Source organism: Azonexus caeni, from assembly GCF_048146105.1.
GTDB lineage: Bacteria > Pseudomonadota > Gammaproteobacteria > Burkholderiales > Rhodocyclaceae > Azonexus > Azonexus aromaticus_B.
Genome location: NZ_JBKJAD010000007.1, coordinates 86,344 through 102,678, shown reverse-complemented (window position 1 = coordinate 102,678; position 16,335 = coordinate 86,344). Strand labels below are relative to the sequence as shown.

16 protein-coding genes are annotated in these 16,335 nt (G+C 65.4%); 7 read left to right on the top strand and 9 right to left on the bottom strand.

Annotated elements, in window-relative coordinates; translation table 11 throughout:
• Window positions 1–22: 22 nt before the first annotated feature.
• The 4 genes from ACLIIZ_RS09690 (at window position 23) to ACLIIZ_RS09675 (ending at window position 6,061) form a co-directional block, all read left to right on the top strand.
• A complete protein-coding gene (locus ACLIIZ_RS09690) occupies window positions 23–1,111 on the top strand; it encodes a cytochrome-c peroxidase (protein ID WP_416691895.1) in 1,089 nt (362 codons plus the stop codon).
• Window positions 1,111–3,801, top strand: coding sequence for a M16 family metallopeptidase (locus ACLIIZ_RS09685; protein ID WP_416691894.1), 2,691 nt, complete (start codon window positions 1,111–1,113; stop codon window positions 3,799–3,801). Before ACLIIZ_RS09690 ends, ACLIIZ_RS09685 begins: the two co-directional genes overlap by 1 nt.
• Window positions 3,802–3,870: 69 nt before the next feature.
• Window positions 3,871–5,811, top strand: coding sequence for a ferrous iron transport protein B (feoB, locus tag ACLIIZ_RS09680; RefSeq protein ID WP_416691893.1), 1,941 nt, complete (start codon window positions 3,871–3,873; stop codon window positions 5,809–5,811).
• A 7-nt stretch (window positions 5,812–5,818) separates the two neighbouring features.
• Window positions 5,819–6,061 carry a FeoA family protein gene (locus ACLIIZ_RS09675; RefSeq protein ID WP_416691892.1) on the top strand — a complete coding sequence of 81 codons (243 nt, stop codon included), beginning with the start codon at window positions 5,819–5,821 and terminating at the stop codon, window positions 6,059–6,061.
• A 16-nt stretch (window positions 6,062–6,077) separates the two neighbouring features.
• On the opposite strand, the gene ACLIIZ_RS09670 is transcribed toward ACLIIZ_RS09675, so the two are convergent.
• On the bottom strand, window positions 6,078–6,335 hold the full coding sequence (locus ACLIIZ_RS09670; RefSeq protein WP_416691891.1) for a hypothetical protein: 258 nt from the start codon (window positions 6,333–6,335) through the stop codon (window positions 6,078–6,080).
• On the bottom strand, window positions 6,332–6,874 hold the full coding sequence (locus ACLIIZ_RS09665; RefSeq protein ID WP_416691890.1) for a flavodoxin: 543 nt from the start codon (window positions 6,872–6,874) through the stop codon (window positions 6,332–6,334). The genes ACLIIZ_RS09670 and ACLIIZ_RS09665 overlap by 4 nt, the downstream gene beginning before the upstream one ends.
• A gap of 344 nt (window positions 6,875–7,218) precedes the next feature.
• On the opposite strand from ACLIIZ_RS09665, the gene bfr (ACLIIZ_RS09660) reads away from it, so the two are divergent.
• From bfr (ACLIIZ_RS09660) to ACLIIZ_RS09650, 3 genes are all read left to right on the top strand, one after another.
• On the top strand, window positions 7,219–7,704 hold the full coding sequence (gene bfr / locus ACLIIZ_RS09660; protein WP_416691889.1) for a bacterioferritin: 486 nt from the start codon (window positions 7,219–7,221) through the stop codon (window positions 7,702–7,704).
• Window positions 7,705–7,714: 10 nt separating this feature from the next.
• On the top strand, window positions 7,715–8,197 hold the full coding sequence (gene bfr / locus ACLIIZ_RS09655; RefSeq protein ID WP_416691888.1) for a bacterioferritin: 483 nt from the start codon (window positions 7,715–7,717) through the stop codon (window positions 8,195–8,197).
• 195 nt (window positions 8,198–8,392) lie between these two features.
• Window positions 8,393–8,596, top strand: a complete 204-nt coding sequence (locus tag ACLIIZ_RS09650; protein ID WP_416691887.1) for a (2Fe-2S)-binding protein — start codon at window positions 8,393–8,395, stop codon at window positions 8,594–8,596.
• Between the two features lie 68 nt (window positions 8,597–8,664).
• On the opposite strand, the gene ACLIIZ_RS09645 is transcribed toward ACLIIZ_RS09650, so the two are convergent.
• The 7 genes from ACLIIZ_RS09645 to ACLIIZ_RS09615 form a co-directional block, all read right to left on the bottom strand.
• Window positions 8,665–9,678, bottom strand: a complete 1,014-nt coding sequence (locus tag ACLIIZ_RS09645) for an extracellular solute-binding protein (RefSeq protein WP_416691886.1) — start codon at window positions 9,676–9,678, stop codon at window positions 8,665–8,667.
• Window positions 9,679–9,694: 16 nt separating this feature from the next.
• Window positions 9,695–10,378, bottom strand: coding sequence for a Fe2+-dependent dioxygenase (locus ACLIIZ_RS09640; protein WP_416691885.1), 684 nt, complete (start codon window positions 10,376–10,378; stop codon window positions 9,695–9,697).
• Window positions 10,372–11,493 (bottom strand): alpha-hydroxy acid oxidase, encoded by a 1,122-nt coding sequence (locus tag ACLIIZ_RS09635; protein WP_416691884.1) that lies wholly within the window; start codon window positions 11,491–11,493, stop codon window positions 10,372–10,374. Before ACLIIZ_RS09635 ends, ACLIIZ_RS09640 begins: the two co-directional genes overlap by 7 nt.
• Window positions 11,494–11,545: 52 nt before the next feature.
• Window positions 11,546–13,879: a TonB-dependent receptor gene (locus ACLIIZ_RS09630; protein ID WP_416691883.1), complete on the bottom strand. Its 2,334-nt coding sequence runs from the start codon at window positions 13,877–13,879 to the stop codon at window positions 11,546–11,548.
• Between the two features lie 212 nt (window positions 13,880–14,091).
• The gene (locus ACLIIZ_RS09625; RefSeq protein WP_416691882.1) at window positions 14,092–14,430 is read right to left on the bottom strand and encodes a hypothetical protein; all 339 of its coding nucleotides are present in this window, start codon (window positions 14,428–14,430) and stop codon (window positions 14,092–14,094) included.
• An 8-nt stretch (window positions 14,431–14,438) separates the two neighbouring features.
• Complete coding sequence (locus ACLIIZ_RS09620) at window positions 14,439–14,645, bottom strand: heavy-metal-associated domain-containing protein (RefSeq protein WP_416691881.1); 207 nt, start codon at window positions 14,643–14,645, stop codon at window positions 14,439–14,441.
• A gap of 3 nt (window positions 14,646–14,648) precedes the next feature.
• Window positions 14,649–16,331: a putative bifunctional diguanylate cyclase/phosphodiesterase gene (locus ACLIIZ_RS09615; RefSeq protein WP_416691880.1), complete on the bottom strand. Its 1,683-nt coding sequence runs from the start codon at window positions 16,329–16,331 to the stop codon at window positions 14,649–14,651.
• Window positions 16,332–16,335 lie beyond the last annotated feature (4 nt).

Genomic DNA, 16,335 nt, shown 5'->3' with positions numbered 1-16,335 from the left:
GCGTCCTTTGCCAAGAGATGCCATGAAACCCCTGCTTCCCCTCCTCTTCGCCGTATTTCCCCTTCTGCTGCAGGCCGCCGATGACTGCTCGCAGATTTCGGACGACAGCACTCCGGCCTGCCTGCGCCAGGCCTACGCCAGACCGCTCGCCCAGTGGCCGGCGCCGACCGTCGAAGGCCAGGTGCGCTGGCGCGAAATGGCCCCGGCGACAACCCCGGACCTGCCATCCACCGTCCCCTACCCGCTGCTCAAGCTGGGCATCCGGCTGTTCTTCGACCCGGCGCTTTCCGCTTCCGGCAAGATCGCCTGCGCCTCCTGCCATCGCCCGGAACATGCCTACGCCGACACCCTGGCGGTGACGCCGGGCCACGCAGGGCGTAAAGGACGGCGCAATGCACCGGCACTGGTCGGGGTCGCCAGCGCAAACCACCTGTTCTGGGACGGCCGCGCGCCGACGCTGGAAGACCAGGCGCTCGGTCCGATCGCCGACCCGGCCGAGATGGCGATGGACCTCAAGGAACTGCCGGCCAGACTGGCGGCGATTCCCGGCTACGCGGAGGAATTCACGGCCGCCTGGGGCGACCGCGAGGTGACGCTGGCACGCATCCAGACCGCCCTCGCCGCCTATCAACGGACGCTCGTTCCGGCGCGCACCGCCTTCGATACCTTCCTCGCAGGCGACAGCACAGCCTTCGACGACCAGCAACTGCTCGGCCTTCACCTGTTCCGCACCAAGGCTCGCTGCATGACCTGCCACAACGGCCCGGCGCTGAACGACAACGAGTTCCACAACCTCGGCCTGAGCTATTTCGGCCGCAAGTACGAGGATCTCGGCCGCTACAACGTGACCGGCCGCATCGAGGATGTCGGCAAGTTCCGCACGCCGACACTGCGCAACATCTCGCGCAGCGGCCCGTGGATGCACAACGGCCTGTTCCGTTCGCTGCGCGGTATCATCAACATGTACAACAACGGCATGTTCCACCCCAAGCCGGCCAACGCGGCTCAAGCCAGCGACCCGCGTTTCCCGGTCACCTCGACACTGATCAAAACCCTGAATCTCGACGAACGCGAATTGCAGGCGCTCGAGGCTTTCCTGAAGACCCTATGATGCGCCGCCTTGTTTTCCTCACCCTCGCCCTGTTGCCGGCGCTCGCCGCCGCCACGCCCTGGCAGCCCGAAGCCAGTGCCGGCGGCTTTTCCTCGTACCGGCTCGCCAACGGTTTCCGCCTGATCCTGGCGCCCTTTCCCGACGCCGCGACGACACGCATCGAACTGCTGGTCAAGACCGGCAGCAAGCACGAGGGCTACGGCGAGACCGGCATGGCGCATCTGCTCGAACACATGCTGTTCAAGGGCGCCGGCCGGCGCCCCGACCTCAAGCGCGAACTGACGGCACTTGGCGCGACCTGGAACGGCACGACCAATACCGATCGCACCAATTTCTTCGCGACCGTGCGCGCCGACCCCGACAAGATCGACGAGGCGATCCGCATCGAAGCCGACCGCTTCCTGCGCCCGACTTTCAGCGCCGCCGACCTGGCCAGCGAAATGACCGTCGTCCGCAACGAACTCGAACGCCACGACAACGATCCCGCCAGCCTGATTTCCCGCGCCCTGCAGCGCCAGAGCTTCTTCTGGCACGGCTATGGACGGCCGACGATCGGCGCCCGCAGCGACATCGAAAACGCCCCCTTCAGCGCATTGCAAGCCTTCCACCGCCGCCACTACCGGCCCGACAACGCCGCCCTGATCGTGACCGGAAAGTTCGACGCCGCCCGCGTTCTCGAACTCAGCGGTCAACTGTTCGCCGAGGCAAAAAACCCGGCCGCTCCGCCGCCGACCACCTGGACGCGCGAAGACCCCGACCGTCTGCAGCAGCGCGCCGAAATCTACCGGGAAAGCGGCAGCACCGTGGCTGCTGCGGCCTGGTTGCTGCCCGGCAGCAGCGACCGCCAGACGCTCGCCGTCGGGCTGGCCCTGCCGGCCCTGTGCGCCGATAGCTGGGGCAGCCTGCGGCGCAGCCTGGTCGATGAGCAGAAGCTGGCGCTCGGTGTCGCCTGCGCCGTGCAGGCGCGCCCCGAGTACGCCCTGCTGGTCGCCAACGCGGCGCATGGCAAGGATGCCGACGCGGCCAGCCTGGCCGCCGCGCTGCGCGAAGCCGTCGGGAAATTCGCCCGCGACGGGATCGACGCCGCCCAACTGCAACGCGTGCGGAGCGCGCACCTGCGCCGTCTGGCGCGTGCCCGCCTGGCGCCGGAAGCCACCGCCAACCGGCTCTCGGCCGCCGAGGTCGCCGGCGACTGGCGCCTGTCCTTCGTCGAGCAAGACATCATCAGTGAGCTGACCCAGGACGAAATCAACGCCGCGCTGCGCCACTGGATCGCCGGCGTCGCCCCGGCCGAAGTCCTGCTCCACCATGGTCAGCCGGCGCGCATGCCGGCGCCGCCGGCGCCGGAAGACCCACAACGACTGATCGGCGAGCGCGACTGGCCGGCACCGACGCTGAAAATCGACCCCTTGCCGCAGTCGACCGCAGCACTCGCCGCCGCCATCCAGAAAATCCCGCTCGACGATCCGTCGGCGACGGCATCGCTGATTTCCCGGCGGACCCAGGACGGCATGGCCTGGCTGACCATTGCCAACGACTTCGGCAATGTCGACGCCTTGCGCGACCGCCTGACCGCCTGCCAGTTCGCCAGCAGTCTATTGGCCGAGGGGGGCGGCGGCATCGACCGCGCCGAACTGCGTCGCCGGCTCGAAATCCTGCAGGCCCGGGTCAGCCATAGCCTGGGCTGGATCAGCCTGCAGGCGCCGCCGGAAAACCTCGCCCCGGCGCTCGAACTGCTGCTGACCGTGCGCCGCGCGCCCAACCTGCCGGCAGCTGCCTTCGAACGCGACAAGGCGGCGGCGATCGCCAGGCTCGAAACGGCCGCGCGGCAGCCCGCCGCGCTGGCGGCCAAGCAGCTTGCCCTGCGCTTCGACAACTACCCCGCCCGACACCCCGCCCGCCCCCGCCCGCTGGACGAGCAAAAGCGTGAATTGCAGGCCGTGACCCTCGACGACGTGCGCCGCTGCAGCAGCGATTTCGGCGGTCGCTCGAACCTGCGCATCGGCGTGGTCGGCGACCTCGGCGAAGACGAGGTACGCGGTTTCTGGCAAGCCCTGCAGTCCTTGCCGAAAGCCACAGTCCCCTACGAGAGGATCGCCAGCCCGACCGCCCCGGAGCGGATCGACACCCGCGACATCGTCGTCGCCTTGCCCCGCTTTCCCAATGCCGACATTACCGGCCGGGCCATGCTGCCGCTGCGCGACGACGCCGACGACTACCTCCCCCTGGCACTGGCCGTGCGTCTGCTCGGCGGCGACGCGGCCAGCCGCTTGCGCGTTCGCCTGCGCGAACAGGAAGGACTCGCCTACAGCGTCAGCGCCTCGCTCTCCGCCAGCGCTTTCGACGCCCGCGCCGGCCTGACGATCGAGGCCAGCGTCGCCAGCGAGCAGGCCGAAAAAGCCCGCGACATTCTCCGCGAGGAACTGGCCCGAGCGCTGGCGGAAGGTTTCTCCACAGCCGAAGTCGACGCGGGCATCCGCAACTGGCTGGAGCAAAGACGCCAATCGCTCCAGTCCGAAGGCAGCTACAGCCTGCGCCTGCTCCACGCGCAACTGACCGGCCGCGACGGCGCCTGGGAAGCCGCGCGCGACGCGGGCATTGCCGCGCTCACCCGGGAACGGGTCAATGCTGCGCTGCGCCGCCACCTGGGTCAGGCGGAACTGGTCTGGGCGATCGGCAAGGGAGAATAGACCGGGAGCGCCCGACTCCGGCCGCCCCAGGACGCGCGTAAAAAGCGGTGACAGCGTAAAATCGCGCGCATGAATTCATCCAGCGCCCACGCCGTCCTCCTGGTCGGCCACCCCAACGTCGGCAAATCCGTCCTTTTCCACCGCCTGACCGGCGCCTACGTCAACGTTTCGAACTACCCCGGCACGACCGTCGAAGTCACCCGTGCCGCCGCCCGCTTCGACAGTCAGGCGCAGTTGCTCGACACCCCGGGCGTGCTGGCGCTGCCGTCGCGCAGCGACGATGAACGGGCAACGGTGCGCGCGCTGCTCGAAGAACCCTGCCGTTGTCTGGTCCAGGTCGGCGACGCCAAGAATTTGCGCCGCACCTTGACGTTGACCGCACTGCTCGCCGAACTCGGCCTGCCGATGGTGCTGGCGCTCAACATGCACGACGAGGCCACCGCACGCGGCGTCACCGTCGATGTCGAAGCGCTCGCCGAGGAACTGGCGATCCCGGTGCTGGCCACCGTCGCCACCGGCGGCGAAGGCATCGGCGAACTGACCGGCAACATCGCCCGCGCCGCACCGGCCGACCCGCTGCTCCATTACGACCCGGCGCTGGAAGCGGAAATCGCCGCAGTTGCCGCCGCGATCGCCGAATGCGCGCCGCATCCACGCATCGCCGCGCGCGGGCTGGCGATCCTCTTTCTCGGCGACGATGACGAGGTCGACCGCTGGCTGCGTGAAAACGCAGGCGCCGAGTACGTTCGCCTCGAAGGGCTGCGCCAGGCGGCGCACGCCAGCGCCGACGGCGATCTGCCCACGCTGCTCAGCCGCGAACGCACGGTGGCGGCCGACGCGCTGGCGGAAATGGTCACCCGACGGGCGGTGAAAAGTTCGCCGCTCCTCTCGCAACGCGTCGGCCAGGCCGTCGTCCATCCGCTGTGGGGCATCCCCATCCTGCTCGGCGTGCTCTTCGCGGTCTATCAGTTCGTCGGCGTCTTCGGCGCGACCACGCTGGTCGGCCTGTTCGAGGAAACGCTGTTCGAGGGCATCCTCAACCCGGCCTTCGCCCGGCTGGTCGAACAGGCCTTCGGCGGCACCTGGGTCAGCGACCTGCTGGTCGGCCAGTACGGCCTGTGGACGATGGGCATGACCTACGCCCTGGCCCTGATCCTGCCCATCGTCACCACCTTCTTCATCGCCTTCGGCGTGCTCGAAGATTCCGGCTACCTGCCGCGCCTGACGGTGATCGCCAACCGCCTGTTCGCCACCATCGGCCTCAACGGCCGTGCGGTGCTGCCGATGGTCCTCGGCCTCGGCTGCGTGACGATGGCAACGCTGACCACGCGCATCCTGCATTCGCCGCGCGAGCGGATGATCACCATCTTCCTGCTCGCGCTGGCGATTCCCTGTTCGGCACAACTCGGCGTCGTCCTCGGCATGCTCGGCGGATTCTCCTTCGTTGCCGTGCTGATCTGGGCGCTCGCCCTGGTCGGCGTCCTGCTGCTCTCCGGCTTCCTCGCCGCCCGCCTGATTCCCGGCCGGCGCATTCCGCTGGTCACCGAACTGCCGCCGATGCGCCTGCCGATCGCCGGCAACGTCCTCAAGAAGACCGGCGGCCGCCTCAAGTGGTACCTGATCGAGGTCATCCCGCTGTTCCTGATCGGCACTTTCCTGATGTTCACGCTCGACCGCTTCGGCATCCTGCCCGCCATCGTCGAAGCCGGCGAACCGCTGGTCACCGGCTGGCTGGGCCTGCCCAAGGAAGCCTCGGCCGCCTTCGTGATGGGCTTCCTGCGCCGCGACTTCGGCGCCACCGGCCTGTTCGTCATGGCCGACCAGTTGTCGCCGATCCAGGCCATCGTCGGCATGATCACCATCACCCTGTTCATCCCCTGCTTCGCCAGCCTGCTGATGATGGTCAAGGAACAGGGCATCCGCGTCGCGGCAGCGATGGTCGCCATCATCGTCCCCTTCGCCTTCTTCGTCGGCGGCCTGTGCAATTTTGCGCTGCGCGCCCTCTGGTGACCCGATCATGAGCCCTCCCCACGACGCCCGCCTCCCGCTCGCCTTCATCCCGCCCGGCAGCGAAGTCCGCCTGGCGGCACTGGGCGACGAAATCGACCCGCAACTGCGCGAGCAACTGACCGCCTACGGCCTTGCCGAATCGCGGCCGTTGCGCGTGCTGCAGCAGAAGCCGATGACCGTCATCCTCGCCGACGAGATCGAACTCGCGCTCGAACACGGCATCGCCCGCCACATCTGGGTCATCAGATAAGCCAGGCGATGCCGGCTCAGTGCGTGACGTGCTGTGCCAGCGCCGCCTCGCCGAACTGCTCGACCTGCGCCGCCCGCCAGTCGGCGATCAGATCGCGCGAGGTCGAGCGGATTGCCGGATCCAGTGTCTCGTCGCTGGCAACGCATTCGAGATGCTGGATCAGGGCGCGCACCCGCCCGGCACAGACGCCCACGGTCGCCGCGCGCGACAACAGGTACATGGTGCGTGCCACCAGCTGCTCCGCCGTCAGTTCCATGCTTTTCCCCTGCTTCATAGCGCTAGCCCGAAATCGGGTGCGATCTGTTGCAACCAGGACTCGACGCGAGCCGTGGTCTGCTCGGACTGGTTGTCGAGATCGAGTGCCAAGCCGACAAAACGCCCGTCGAGCACGGCCTGCGAGGTATTGAACTCGTAGCCTTCGGTCGGCCATGAGCCGACGACACGAGCGCCGCGCTCGGTGACGAAATCGTAGATCTCGATCATTGCGTCGAGAAACTCGTTGGCATAGCTCACCTGGTCGCCGAGCCCGAAAATGGCCACCGTCTTGCCCGTGAAATCGATGCCGGCAAAGCGCGGCAAGGCCTCTTCCCAGCTCTCTTCATCGCAATCGGCGCTGAGCCCCGGCAACTGCCCCTGTCCCATGGTCGGCGTGCCGAGGATGAGGAAATCGTAGGCGGCGAGATCGTCGGCTGACGCGCGGTTAACGTTGACCGGATCGGCCATCGTCGCGTCGTCGAAGCGTTTCTTGATCATCTTTGCCACCTTGCGGGTCTTGCCGCTGGTGCTGCCGAAAAAGATACCAATTCTGGCCATGCTTGAATCTCCTGAAGATTGGACAAGACCTTACCAAGCGCAAGGTTTATTAATGATAACAATTCCCATCCGCAAATCAACCCCGTCACGGATGACTTCTCCTGCGAAATCACCGCCATTCGTCGACGGCGCCTGCTCCGCAAAATCAAACCTGCCCGGGATTGAAGATCGGTGCGCCAAGCGCCACACCAATAAAACAAATGCGAATTGTTCGTAATTCGTTGAAAACGCAGCATTTTTTTTGAACAAAGCAACTCTTCCGCGGTCGCAGCTTTACAATCCGGCACACGGCAAGCCAGCCGCGCCATGCCAGCCAGCCATTTCATAACTTGCGGAGAAATGCCATGAAGGGCGACAAGAAAATCATCGACATCCTGAACGACCTGCTGGCCGGCGAACTGACTGCCGTCGACCAGTACCTGATCCACGGCGAGATGTACGCCGACATGGGTCTCAACGAACTGGCCGAGAAGTCGATCCACGAATCCGACCACGAACGCCAGCACGCCCGCGCGCTGATCCAGCGTATCCTCTTCCTCGAAGGCAAGCCGGACCTGTCGAAGCGCGACGCACTGAAAATCGGCAAAAACGTTCCCGACATGCTGAAGGCCGACCTTGACGTCGAGTACAAGGTCGATGGCGACCTCAAGAAGGCGATCGCCGCCTGCGAGAAGGCCCAGGACTACGTTTCCCGCGACATGCTGGCGGCGCAGCTGGAAGACACCGAAGTCGACCACGCCTACTTCCTCGAAAAGCAGTTGCGCCTGATCGACCTGGTCGGCCTGCCCAACTACCTGCAGAGCCAGATGGGCTCGGGCAGCCCGGCCTGAGGAGCGCGACATGAAAGGCGACAAGAAGGTCATCGAAATCCTCAACAAGGTCCTCAAGAACGAGCTGACCTCGATCAACCAGTATTTCCTGCACGCCCGGATGTTCCGCAACTGGGGTCTGGAAAAGCTCAACGACTACCAGTACAAGCAGTCGATCCGCGTCATGAAGGAAGCCGACGAGTTGATCGAGCGCATCCTCTTCCTCGAAGGCCTGCCCAACCTGCAGAACCTCGGCAAGCTGCTGATCGGCGAGAATGTCGTCGAGTGCCTGGCCGGCGACCTCAAGTACGAGCAAACCATCCAGCGCCCGCTGCTGATCGAGGCGATCGCCCTGTGCGAGGAAGCCCAGGACTACGTCAGCCGCGAATTGCTCGAAGACCTGCTCGAACACTGCGAAAAGGCGATCGACTGGCTGGAAACCCAGCAATCGCTGATCACTGACGTGACCCTGCCGAACTACCTGCAGGCGCACATGGAACCGGGCGAAGGCTGATTCACGCCCCACTCGTCAGCAAGCCGCGGCCGGTCCGCGGCTTTTTTTGTTGACCGCCACTGGCACCGTATTTGCATATAACCTTCCCGCAAGGAGAAGTTTGTCGCGCTTGCCACAAGGCAAAAACGAGTATTGACATTCGTTCTCAACTGCATACAATAGGAATTGTTCGCATTACCTTTCAAGGTGCCTTTGATGTACATCTGTGTCTGCCATGCCGTCACCGATCGCCAGATTCGCCAGGCTGCCGCCGACGGCGCGCGCACCCTGAAAGACCTGCGCCGTGAGCTGGGCGTCACCCGCGACTGCGGCCGCTGCGCCTCATGCGCCCACGAATGCCTGAAGGAAGCCCAGGACAAGGGCGGCAAACCGGGCAAGGTGGCCCTGATGGCCGCCTGAAACGGACACCGGCCCAAAAAAAACGGGAACCCGCGGGTTCCCGTTTTTGTTGCCCGAAGCGCCCTTCTTCAGCGGTAGCCGACGCGGTCGAGCAGTTTCTGGGCGGCCGGCAGTTGCCTGGCGATGTTCTGCAGCGGCGTCGTGTCGACCTTGAAGCTGCCCAGCTCGGCGAGTTCCTCGTTGGCCACCCTGACTGTCGGCACCGCCGGCCATTCGTTGTTGCCGTTGGCGAAATAGCGCTGCGCCTCGTCGCTCGCCAGGTATTCGAGGAAGCGCAGCGCCGCCTCGCGGTGTTTCGTGGTCTTCACCATGCCGCCGCCGGAAACGTTGATGTGGGTGCCGTAGCTGTCCTGGTTCGGCCAGACGATGCCGACGCGCTTCATCAGGTTGCGGTCCTCGACCCGCTCGGAGGCCATCATCCGCACCAGGTAGTAGCTGTTGGAGACGGCGACGCCGCATTCGCCGCTGGCCACCGACTTGATCTGGTCGGTATCGCCGCCGCGCGGATTGCGCGCCAGGTTGGCGACCAGGCCGCGCGCCCAGGCCTCGCTCGCCGCTTCGCCGCGATGGGCGATCTGCGAAGCGACCAGGGTCAGGTTGTAGACGTGGCCGCCCGGCGTGCTGCAATACTGTCCCTGCAGCTTCGGATCGGCCAGCGCTTCGTAGCTCGGCACGTCTTCCGCCTTGAACTTGCGCTTGTTGTAGATGATCAAGCGCGCCCGCGTCGAGAAGGAAAACCAGGTTTCCGAACGCAAGTGGGCGGGAATCCGGCTTTCCAGCACCGCCGACTTGACCGGCGCGAAGATGCCCCAGGCGTCGGCCACCGCCAGGCTGGCCGCGTCGACAGTGATGAAGACGTCGGCCGGACTGTTCACCCCCTCGTTGCGGATGCGCTCGATCAGCTCGTGCGCCTTGCCTTCGATGCGGTTGATACGGATGCCGGTCTGCTTGGTGAAGTTGTCGTAGAGCGCTTCGTCGGCCTGGTAGTGGCGCGCCGAATAGAGGTTGAGAACCTTCTCTTCGGCCTGGGCGAGGCCGGCGCCGAGCAGGGCGGCGAGGATGGGCAGCAGTCGTTTGAGCACGCGTGTCTCCTTGAAATCAGGGCTTGGCCCACTGCCGCAGCAGGTTGTGATAGACGGCGGTCAGCTTGAGCAGGCGGTCGTCATCGGGTGGCACGACGCCGCTCATGCCCTGGATCGCCTGGTCGAGATCGAAGAGCAGCGTGCGCGAACTGTCGTTCTGCACCATGCTCTGGATCCACATGAACGACGCGATGCGCGCGCCGCGCGTCACCGGCGTCACGCGGTGCAGGCTGCTCGACGGATAGAGGACGAGGTCGCCGGCCGCCAGCTTGGCCGCCTGGATGCCGAAGGGCCCCTCGATTTCCAGTTCGCCGCCGTCGTACTCGTCGGGCTCGGCGAGGAACAGGGTGGCCGAGAGATCGCTGCGCACCGAAATCGACGTGCCCGGCACCTGCATCACCGCACTATCGACATGCGCGCCATAGGTGCCACCGTCGGCGTAGCGGTTGAACTTGGGCGGATAGATGCGCGCCGGCAAGGCCGCCGAGATGAACAGCGGGTTGTTGCCGAGTCGCCTGAGGATGCGGTTGCCCAACTCGACCGCCAGCGGCGAGCCGTCGGCCAGTTGCTGGTTGCGCTTGACGGCGCGGGCCAGGGTGCCGGCCGTCTTCAGGCCGTCTTCCCATGGCGCGACAGCGAGCGACTCGCGGAACTGCCTGACTTCGTCCTTGCTCAGGACGCCTTCGATCGGAATCAACATCTCGTTTCCCTTTCCTTGAAAATCATCGCTGCACCGATGTCGGCCAGCGTCGCGCAGCCTGCCTGCGCCATGCACACTTCGAGTTCCTCGCGCAGCAAGCGCAGCAGGTGGGCAACGCCGAGCGCCCCGGCAACCGCCAGCGCGTAGGTCTGCAAGCGGCCGACCAGCACCGCGTCGGCACCCGACGCCAGCGCCTTGAACACATCGCCGCCGCTGCGGATGCCGCTGTCGAGCAGCAGCGGATAAGCGTCGCCGACGGCGGCGCGGATCGCCGGCAGCGCGGCGAGGCTGGCCGGCGCACCGTCGAGCGAGCGACCGCCATGATTGGAGACGATCAGCCCGGCAACGCCACGCGCCTTCAGTTGGCGAGCGTCTTCCGGATGCAGGACGCCCTTGACCACCACCGACAGACGCGTCTCGCCAAGCAGCCAGTCGAGGTCCGCCCAGCCCGGCGCCTGCGCCATCACGCCCTGGAATACCCGGCTCTGTCCGCGCGTGAGGACGGGCGGCGCCACTTCCGGGTAATCCGCCAGATTGGCAGCGACCACCGCCGCCGGCAGCGTGAAGCCGGCGCGCTGGGCGCGCAGGCTGGGCAGCTTGATCGCCGTGTCCAGCGTCACCACCAGCACCCGGTAGCCGGCGGCCTCGGCACGCCGGACGAGGTCGAGCGTATGCCGGCGCTCGGCCTGAAAATACAACTGGAACCAGCGCTCTTCGCCGGCCTGCGCCGCCACCTCTTCCAGTGTCCGCCCGGCCAGCGTGCTCAACACGAAGCCGCTATCGCTCGCCGCGGCGCCGCGCGCGACGTCGATTTCACCTCGCGGATGAGCCAGCGTCTGGTAGGCGAGCGGTGCCAGCAGAATCGGATGCGCCAGGCGGCGACCGAACAGCTCCAGCGCCGTATGCCCCTGGCCGACATCGCGCAGCAGGCGCGGCCAGATCCGGAGGTCAGCGAAAACGGCGCGATTCGCCGCCAGCGTCGTCTCCTGCCCGCAGCCGCCGGCGATGTAGGCGAGGCGGTCGGCGGCCAGGAAATGCCCGGCGATCGCTTCGTAATCCTGTGCGCAACGAATCTCGGCGGGAATGGCGGTCAGTGGCGGTCGGTTTTCTTGCATTGCATGCCAACGGGCGAACCCGGAGGATTCGCCCGTTTCCTTTTGCCCAGGTTTAGAACTCGTAATTGAGCGTCAGCCTGGCGTTGCGGGCATCGCCCTTGTAGAGGAAGGAGCCCGAACGGTAGCCGGCAAGGTAGTAATCCTTGTCGAAGACGTTGCCGACGTTCAGGCGCAGCTTGGCCGCCTTGGTCACCCGGTATTCTGCGAACAGGTCCCACACCGTGTAGGCCGGAATCGGCTGGGTGTAGGCGCCGAGGTTCGACGCCGGCTGGCTGCCGGCGGCGACCTGCGCCGCCGTGACGTAGCCGGCCGCAGTGTCGGGCTGCCCCGCGTACTTCTTGCTCTCGTACTTGACCGCCGTCCCGAAGGCGAATTTCGGCGTCGCCTGGTAACGCAACTGCGCCGACGCCGTCTTGTCGGCGAAGTTGCTCAAGGTCTTGCCCTTGTTCTCCGGATTTGCCGACTTGGTCACTTCCGAGTCCATGAAGGTGACGCCGGCAAAGGCGCTCAGCTTGTCGGTCAGGTTGCCGGCCAGACCGAACTCGATGCCACGCACGCGGTTCTCGCCAGTGTTGAAGGTACCGACCGTCGCGTAGTCGGCGCCTTCCATGACGTCGGACTTGGTGATCTGGAACAGCGACGCGGTGGCCAGCAGCTTGCCGCCGAGCAGGTTCCACTTGGTGCCCAGTTCGATGTTCTCGGTCTTTTCCGGCGAGGCGCCGATATAGCCGTTGCTCGTCCCGTTGGGCAGCACGACGACGCCGCCATAGCCGCTGCCGGTACCGACGTCGGACTCACCGCCGTTGACGTCGCTGGCCGTCGAATAGGTCAGATAGACGTTGGCGTCCGAACGGAACTTGTAGGTCAGCCCGAGATGGCCGTTCCATAGCGAGTCGGAATACTTGAAGTTGCCGAGCACGTTGGGCGTCGCATTGCTGCTGTCGTGGTTCCAGAACGCCTTCATGTCGTACTTGAAGTGGTCGTAGCGGACACCGGCGAAAGCCGTCCATTTCTCGGTCAGATCGACCGTATCCATCAGCGACGCGGAAACCGTCTTGACGTTCCAGTCGATGTCCCAGTCGCCCTTGCGGATGTTGGCACGGGACACGCCACCGTCGACGGCGCTGAACGGAACGTTGTTGACGCGGGTCGCCCCATCCATCAGATAGACGCCGTTGAGCACCGAATGGTCGGTATATTCGAGGCCGAGGTTCCACTCGTGCTTCATGCCACCGATCACGGTATCGACGAAGAGGTTGGTCTGGTTGGCGAAGTAATCGACTTCCTGCCAGCCCTGATGGGTGGACAGGTTGAGGCTGCTGTCGCTGGCATAGCTGGCGCCGGTGGCGACATAGCCGTTTTCCGACTTGCCCCAGCGCGTCGCGTTGGTCAGGCGGACATTGTCGTTGAAGCGGTACTTCAGCCGGGCAGTGAAGGTGTCGACCTCGGATTTCAGGAAGTCCTCGTCCTGCGCATAGACCGGCGCGCCCTTGAACGGCTTGCGGTTGGGCAAGGCGCCGTAGAGGTAGGCGCCGAGGTCGGGGCGGTCCTCGCCGCGGAAGCCGTAGTAGTCGAGCAGGATGTCGAAACGCTCGTTCGGCTTGATCAGCGTGGACAGCGCGACGCCCTTGCGCTCACGATCGGCCGGGCTGCGGTCGGGAACTTCCTCGTAACCGTAAAGCAGGTTGGCGCGGACGGCGACGTTGTCGGTCAACGCGTAGTTGGTATCGACGGTGACGCGACGATGGTCGTCGGTACCCAGGCCGACCGACAGCTTGGTGAAGTCGTAGTCGGTAGTCGCCTGCTTGGTGATCGAGTTGATCGCGCCGCCAGCGGTGCCGCGACCGGCAAAGCTGGAGCTCGGCCCCTTGGAGATTTCCACCTGTTCGACGGCGAAGCTCTCGCGGATGGTCATGCCAGGGTCGCGCAGACCATCGACGAAGACATCGCTGCGCGCTTCCTGGCCACGGATGATGTAGCGATCGCCGAAGGCGTTGCCGTTCTCGCCGGTACCGAGCGTGATCCCCGGTTGCGCATCGAGGATGTCGCGCAGATCGGTGTAGCCCGAATCCTCGATCTGCGTCTTGGTCAGCACGCTGATGTTGGCCGGCGTCTCGGCCAACGGCCGCTTGCGCCGCTCGTCGCCGGAGACGCGCGCCTTGTACGGGGCATCCGGTTCGGCATAGGGGTTGTGGTCGATGACGCGTTCGACGACGGTCACCGGCGCCATTTCGGCTTCGCTCGCCGGTTCGGCGGCAAACGCCACGACCGGCGCCAGCATCGTCGTCGAAATTCCCAGCGCAATGCTGGTCTTCTTCACCGAACGGGTCTGGGGCAAGGTCCGGAAACTGGCCGGCAGCTTGATTTTCTGAGCTTTTCTTTTCACTCTCGTATCCTGGATCGATGCCGCAGCGGGAAGTCCGGACGAGAGCTGCCTGCAGGAGGAAGCGGCCAGGACGTCCCAACGGCAAAAGGTTGGGGAAAAGCTGGCTGGCTTCAGGCTGGCTTGCTTAATCGCGGATGCAAATCTATCGCATTTGCAGTTCAGTTACAAGTGGTAACAGAGTCGTAAAACAGCATGCACAGGAATTCCAGGAATCAGGACAGGCGACAAACCGGGGAAAACCCGGCAAACCCCTGCTGCAGGAGGATGGCCAGCAGATCGGCAAGGCGGGCGTGCGAGAAGCGCACGAGGAGCAACGGCTCGCTGCCGGTGCCGGCAGCGTGCGCCATGATCGCCGCCCTGATCGCGGGGGGCTCGCCATGGCGCGCCAGCAGTTCGGACGGCGGGGCGTACTCGGCCTCATAGACCCCGGTGAAACAGCGCAACAGCGCCGGCAGGCGGGCCGGATCAACAAGGCCGTCAATCACCGGCAGGTCGGCCACGGGCAAGGCCCGGGCAAGCAACAGACAGTCGGTCTCCGATGGCGCCGTCATCGGCGGAATTATTCGGCGTCGAAACCAGCGTCTTCGATCGCGCCAAGCAGTTCGGCCCGGCTGATTTGCTGCGGATCGTAGACGACGCGCGCCTGCGCCGCTTCCAGCGAGACCTCGGCCGAGGCGACGCCGGGCAGGCCGCCGAGGACGCCGGTGATGTTCTTGACGCAGCCCTGGCAGCTCATGCCGCCGATCCGGATTTCGGTGTTTTCCATGTTTCAGTCCCTGTGGAGAAAAGGCTGGCGGCGCAGCAATTCGGTCATCTCGGCGGCGGCCAGCGGTCGGCTGTAGTGAAAGCCCTGCACCATGCCGCAACCCATCTTGCGCAGCAAAGCCAGTTGCTCGGCAGTTTCCACGCCTTCGGCCAGTACCGTCAAGCGCAGGCTGCGTCCCATGCTGACGATGGTCGAAGCGATCGCCTGGTCGTCGGCGTCGCTTTCCAGGTCCATGACGAAGGAACGGTCGATCTTCAGCTTGCCGACCGGGAAACGCTTCAGGTAGGCAAGCGAGGAATAGCCGGTACCGAAATCGTCGAGCGACAGACTGACACCCATGCGCTTCAACGCCGACAGGGTGCCAAGGGTGAATTCGGCATCGTGCATCACGGTGCGCTCGGTCAGTTCGAGTTCCAGACAATCGGCGACCAACCCGGTGGCGCTCAGCGCACCGGCGACCATCTCGACGAAACCAGCCTGGCGGAACTGCACCGGCGCCACATTGACCGCCATCGTCCGCAGTTGCAGACCTTCGTCTATCCAGGCCTGGGCCTGACGACAGGCTTCGAACAGGACCCAGTCGCCGATCGGGTTGATCATCCCGCTATCCTCGGCAACAGCGATGAAGCGGTCGGGCATGATCGTGCCCAGGGTCGGATGCAACCAGCGGATCAGCGCCTCGACGCCGACGATCTCTCCGTTCTGCAGACTGACCAGCGGCTGGTAGTGAAGAACGAACTGCTCCTCGGTCAAGGCCTGGCGCAGGTTGCTTTCCATCATCAGGCGCTCGAGCGTCGCCATGTTCATTTCCGAGGAATAGAACTGGAAGGTGTTGCGTCCCAGTTCCTTGGCCTTGTACATCGCCGTGTCTGCATTCTTGAGCAGGGTGTCGATGTCCTTGCCGTCCTGCGGATAGAGGGCGATGCCGATCGACGAGGTGACGGTCAGCGCGTGGCCGCCGACCGAAAACGGCGAGGCGGCGATCTCCAGCAGCCGACGGGCGACGTCGGCCGCCGCCGCTGCATTCACCTCGGGCAGCAGGATGATGAACTCGTCACCGCCGAGGCGGGCCAGTGTGTCGATCCGCCGCACCACCTTGACGTAGCGCTGCGCCAGCGCACACAGCAGGTCGTCACCGACGCTGTGGCCGAGCGAGTCGTTGACCCGCTTGAAATGGTCGATGTCGAGAAAGAGCAGCGCCGCGCCGTGCTTGTCGCGCTCGGCGGCGGCAAGCATCTGCTCGATCCGGTCGTGCAGCAGGCGGCGGTTGGGCAGGCCGGTCAGGGCGTCGAAATCGGCCAGCTCGCGGATGCGCTGTTCGGCCTGCTTGCGGTCGCTGATGTCGATGACGGTGCCGACGGCGACCACCCTGCCATCGAAGCGCGAAGGCATGCCGAGCACCGACATGGTGAACAGCGAGCCGTCCTGGCGCCGACCGGTGAACTCGGTGGTTTCGACAGCGCCGCCGCCCGGTCGCCTGGCCAGTTGTTCGGCGATCCTTTCGTGCTGCTCGGCAACGACCAGATCATAGGGCCCGAGGCGCTCGATGAAATCCGCCTCGGCGTAGCCGAACAAGCTGCGCATGTAAGGATTGACGTAGAGGAAGCGCCCCCGCGCCATGACGAAGATGCCGACCTGCGCCGCATCCATCGTCGCGCGAAAGAGGTCGGTTTCCCGCTTGACCATCACC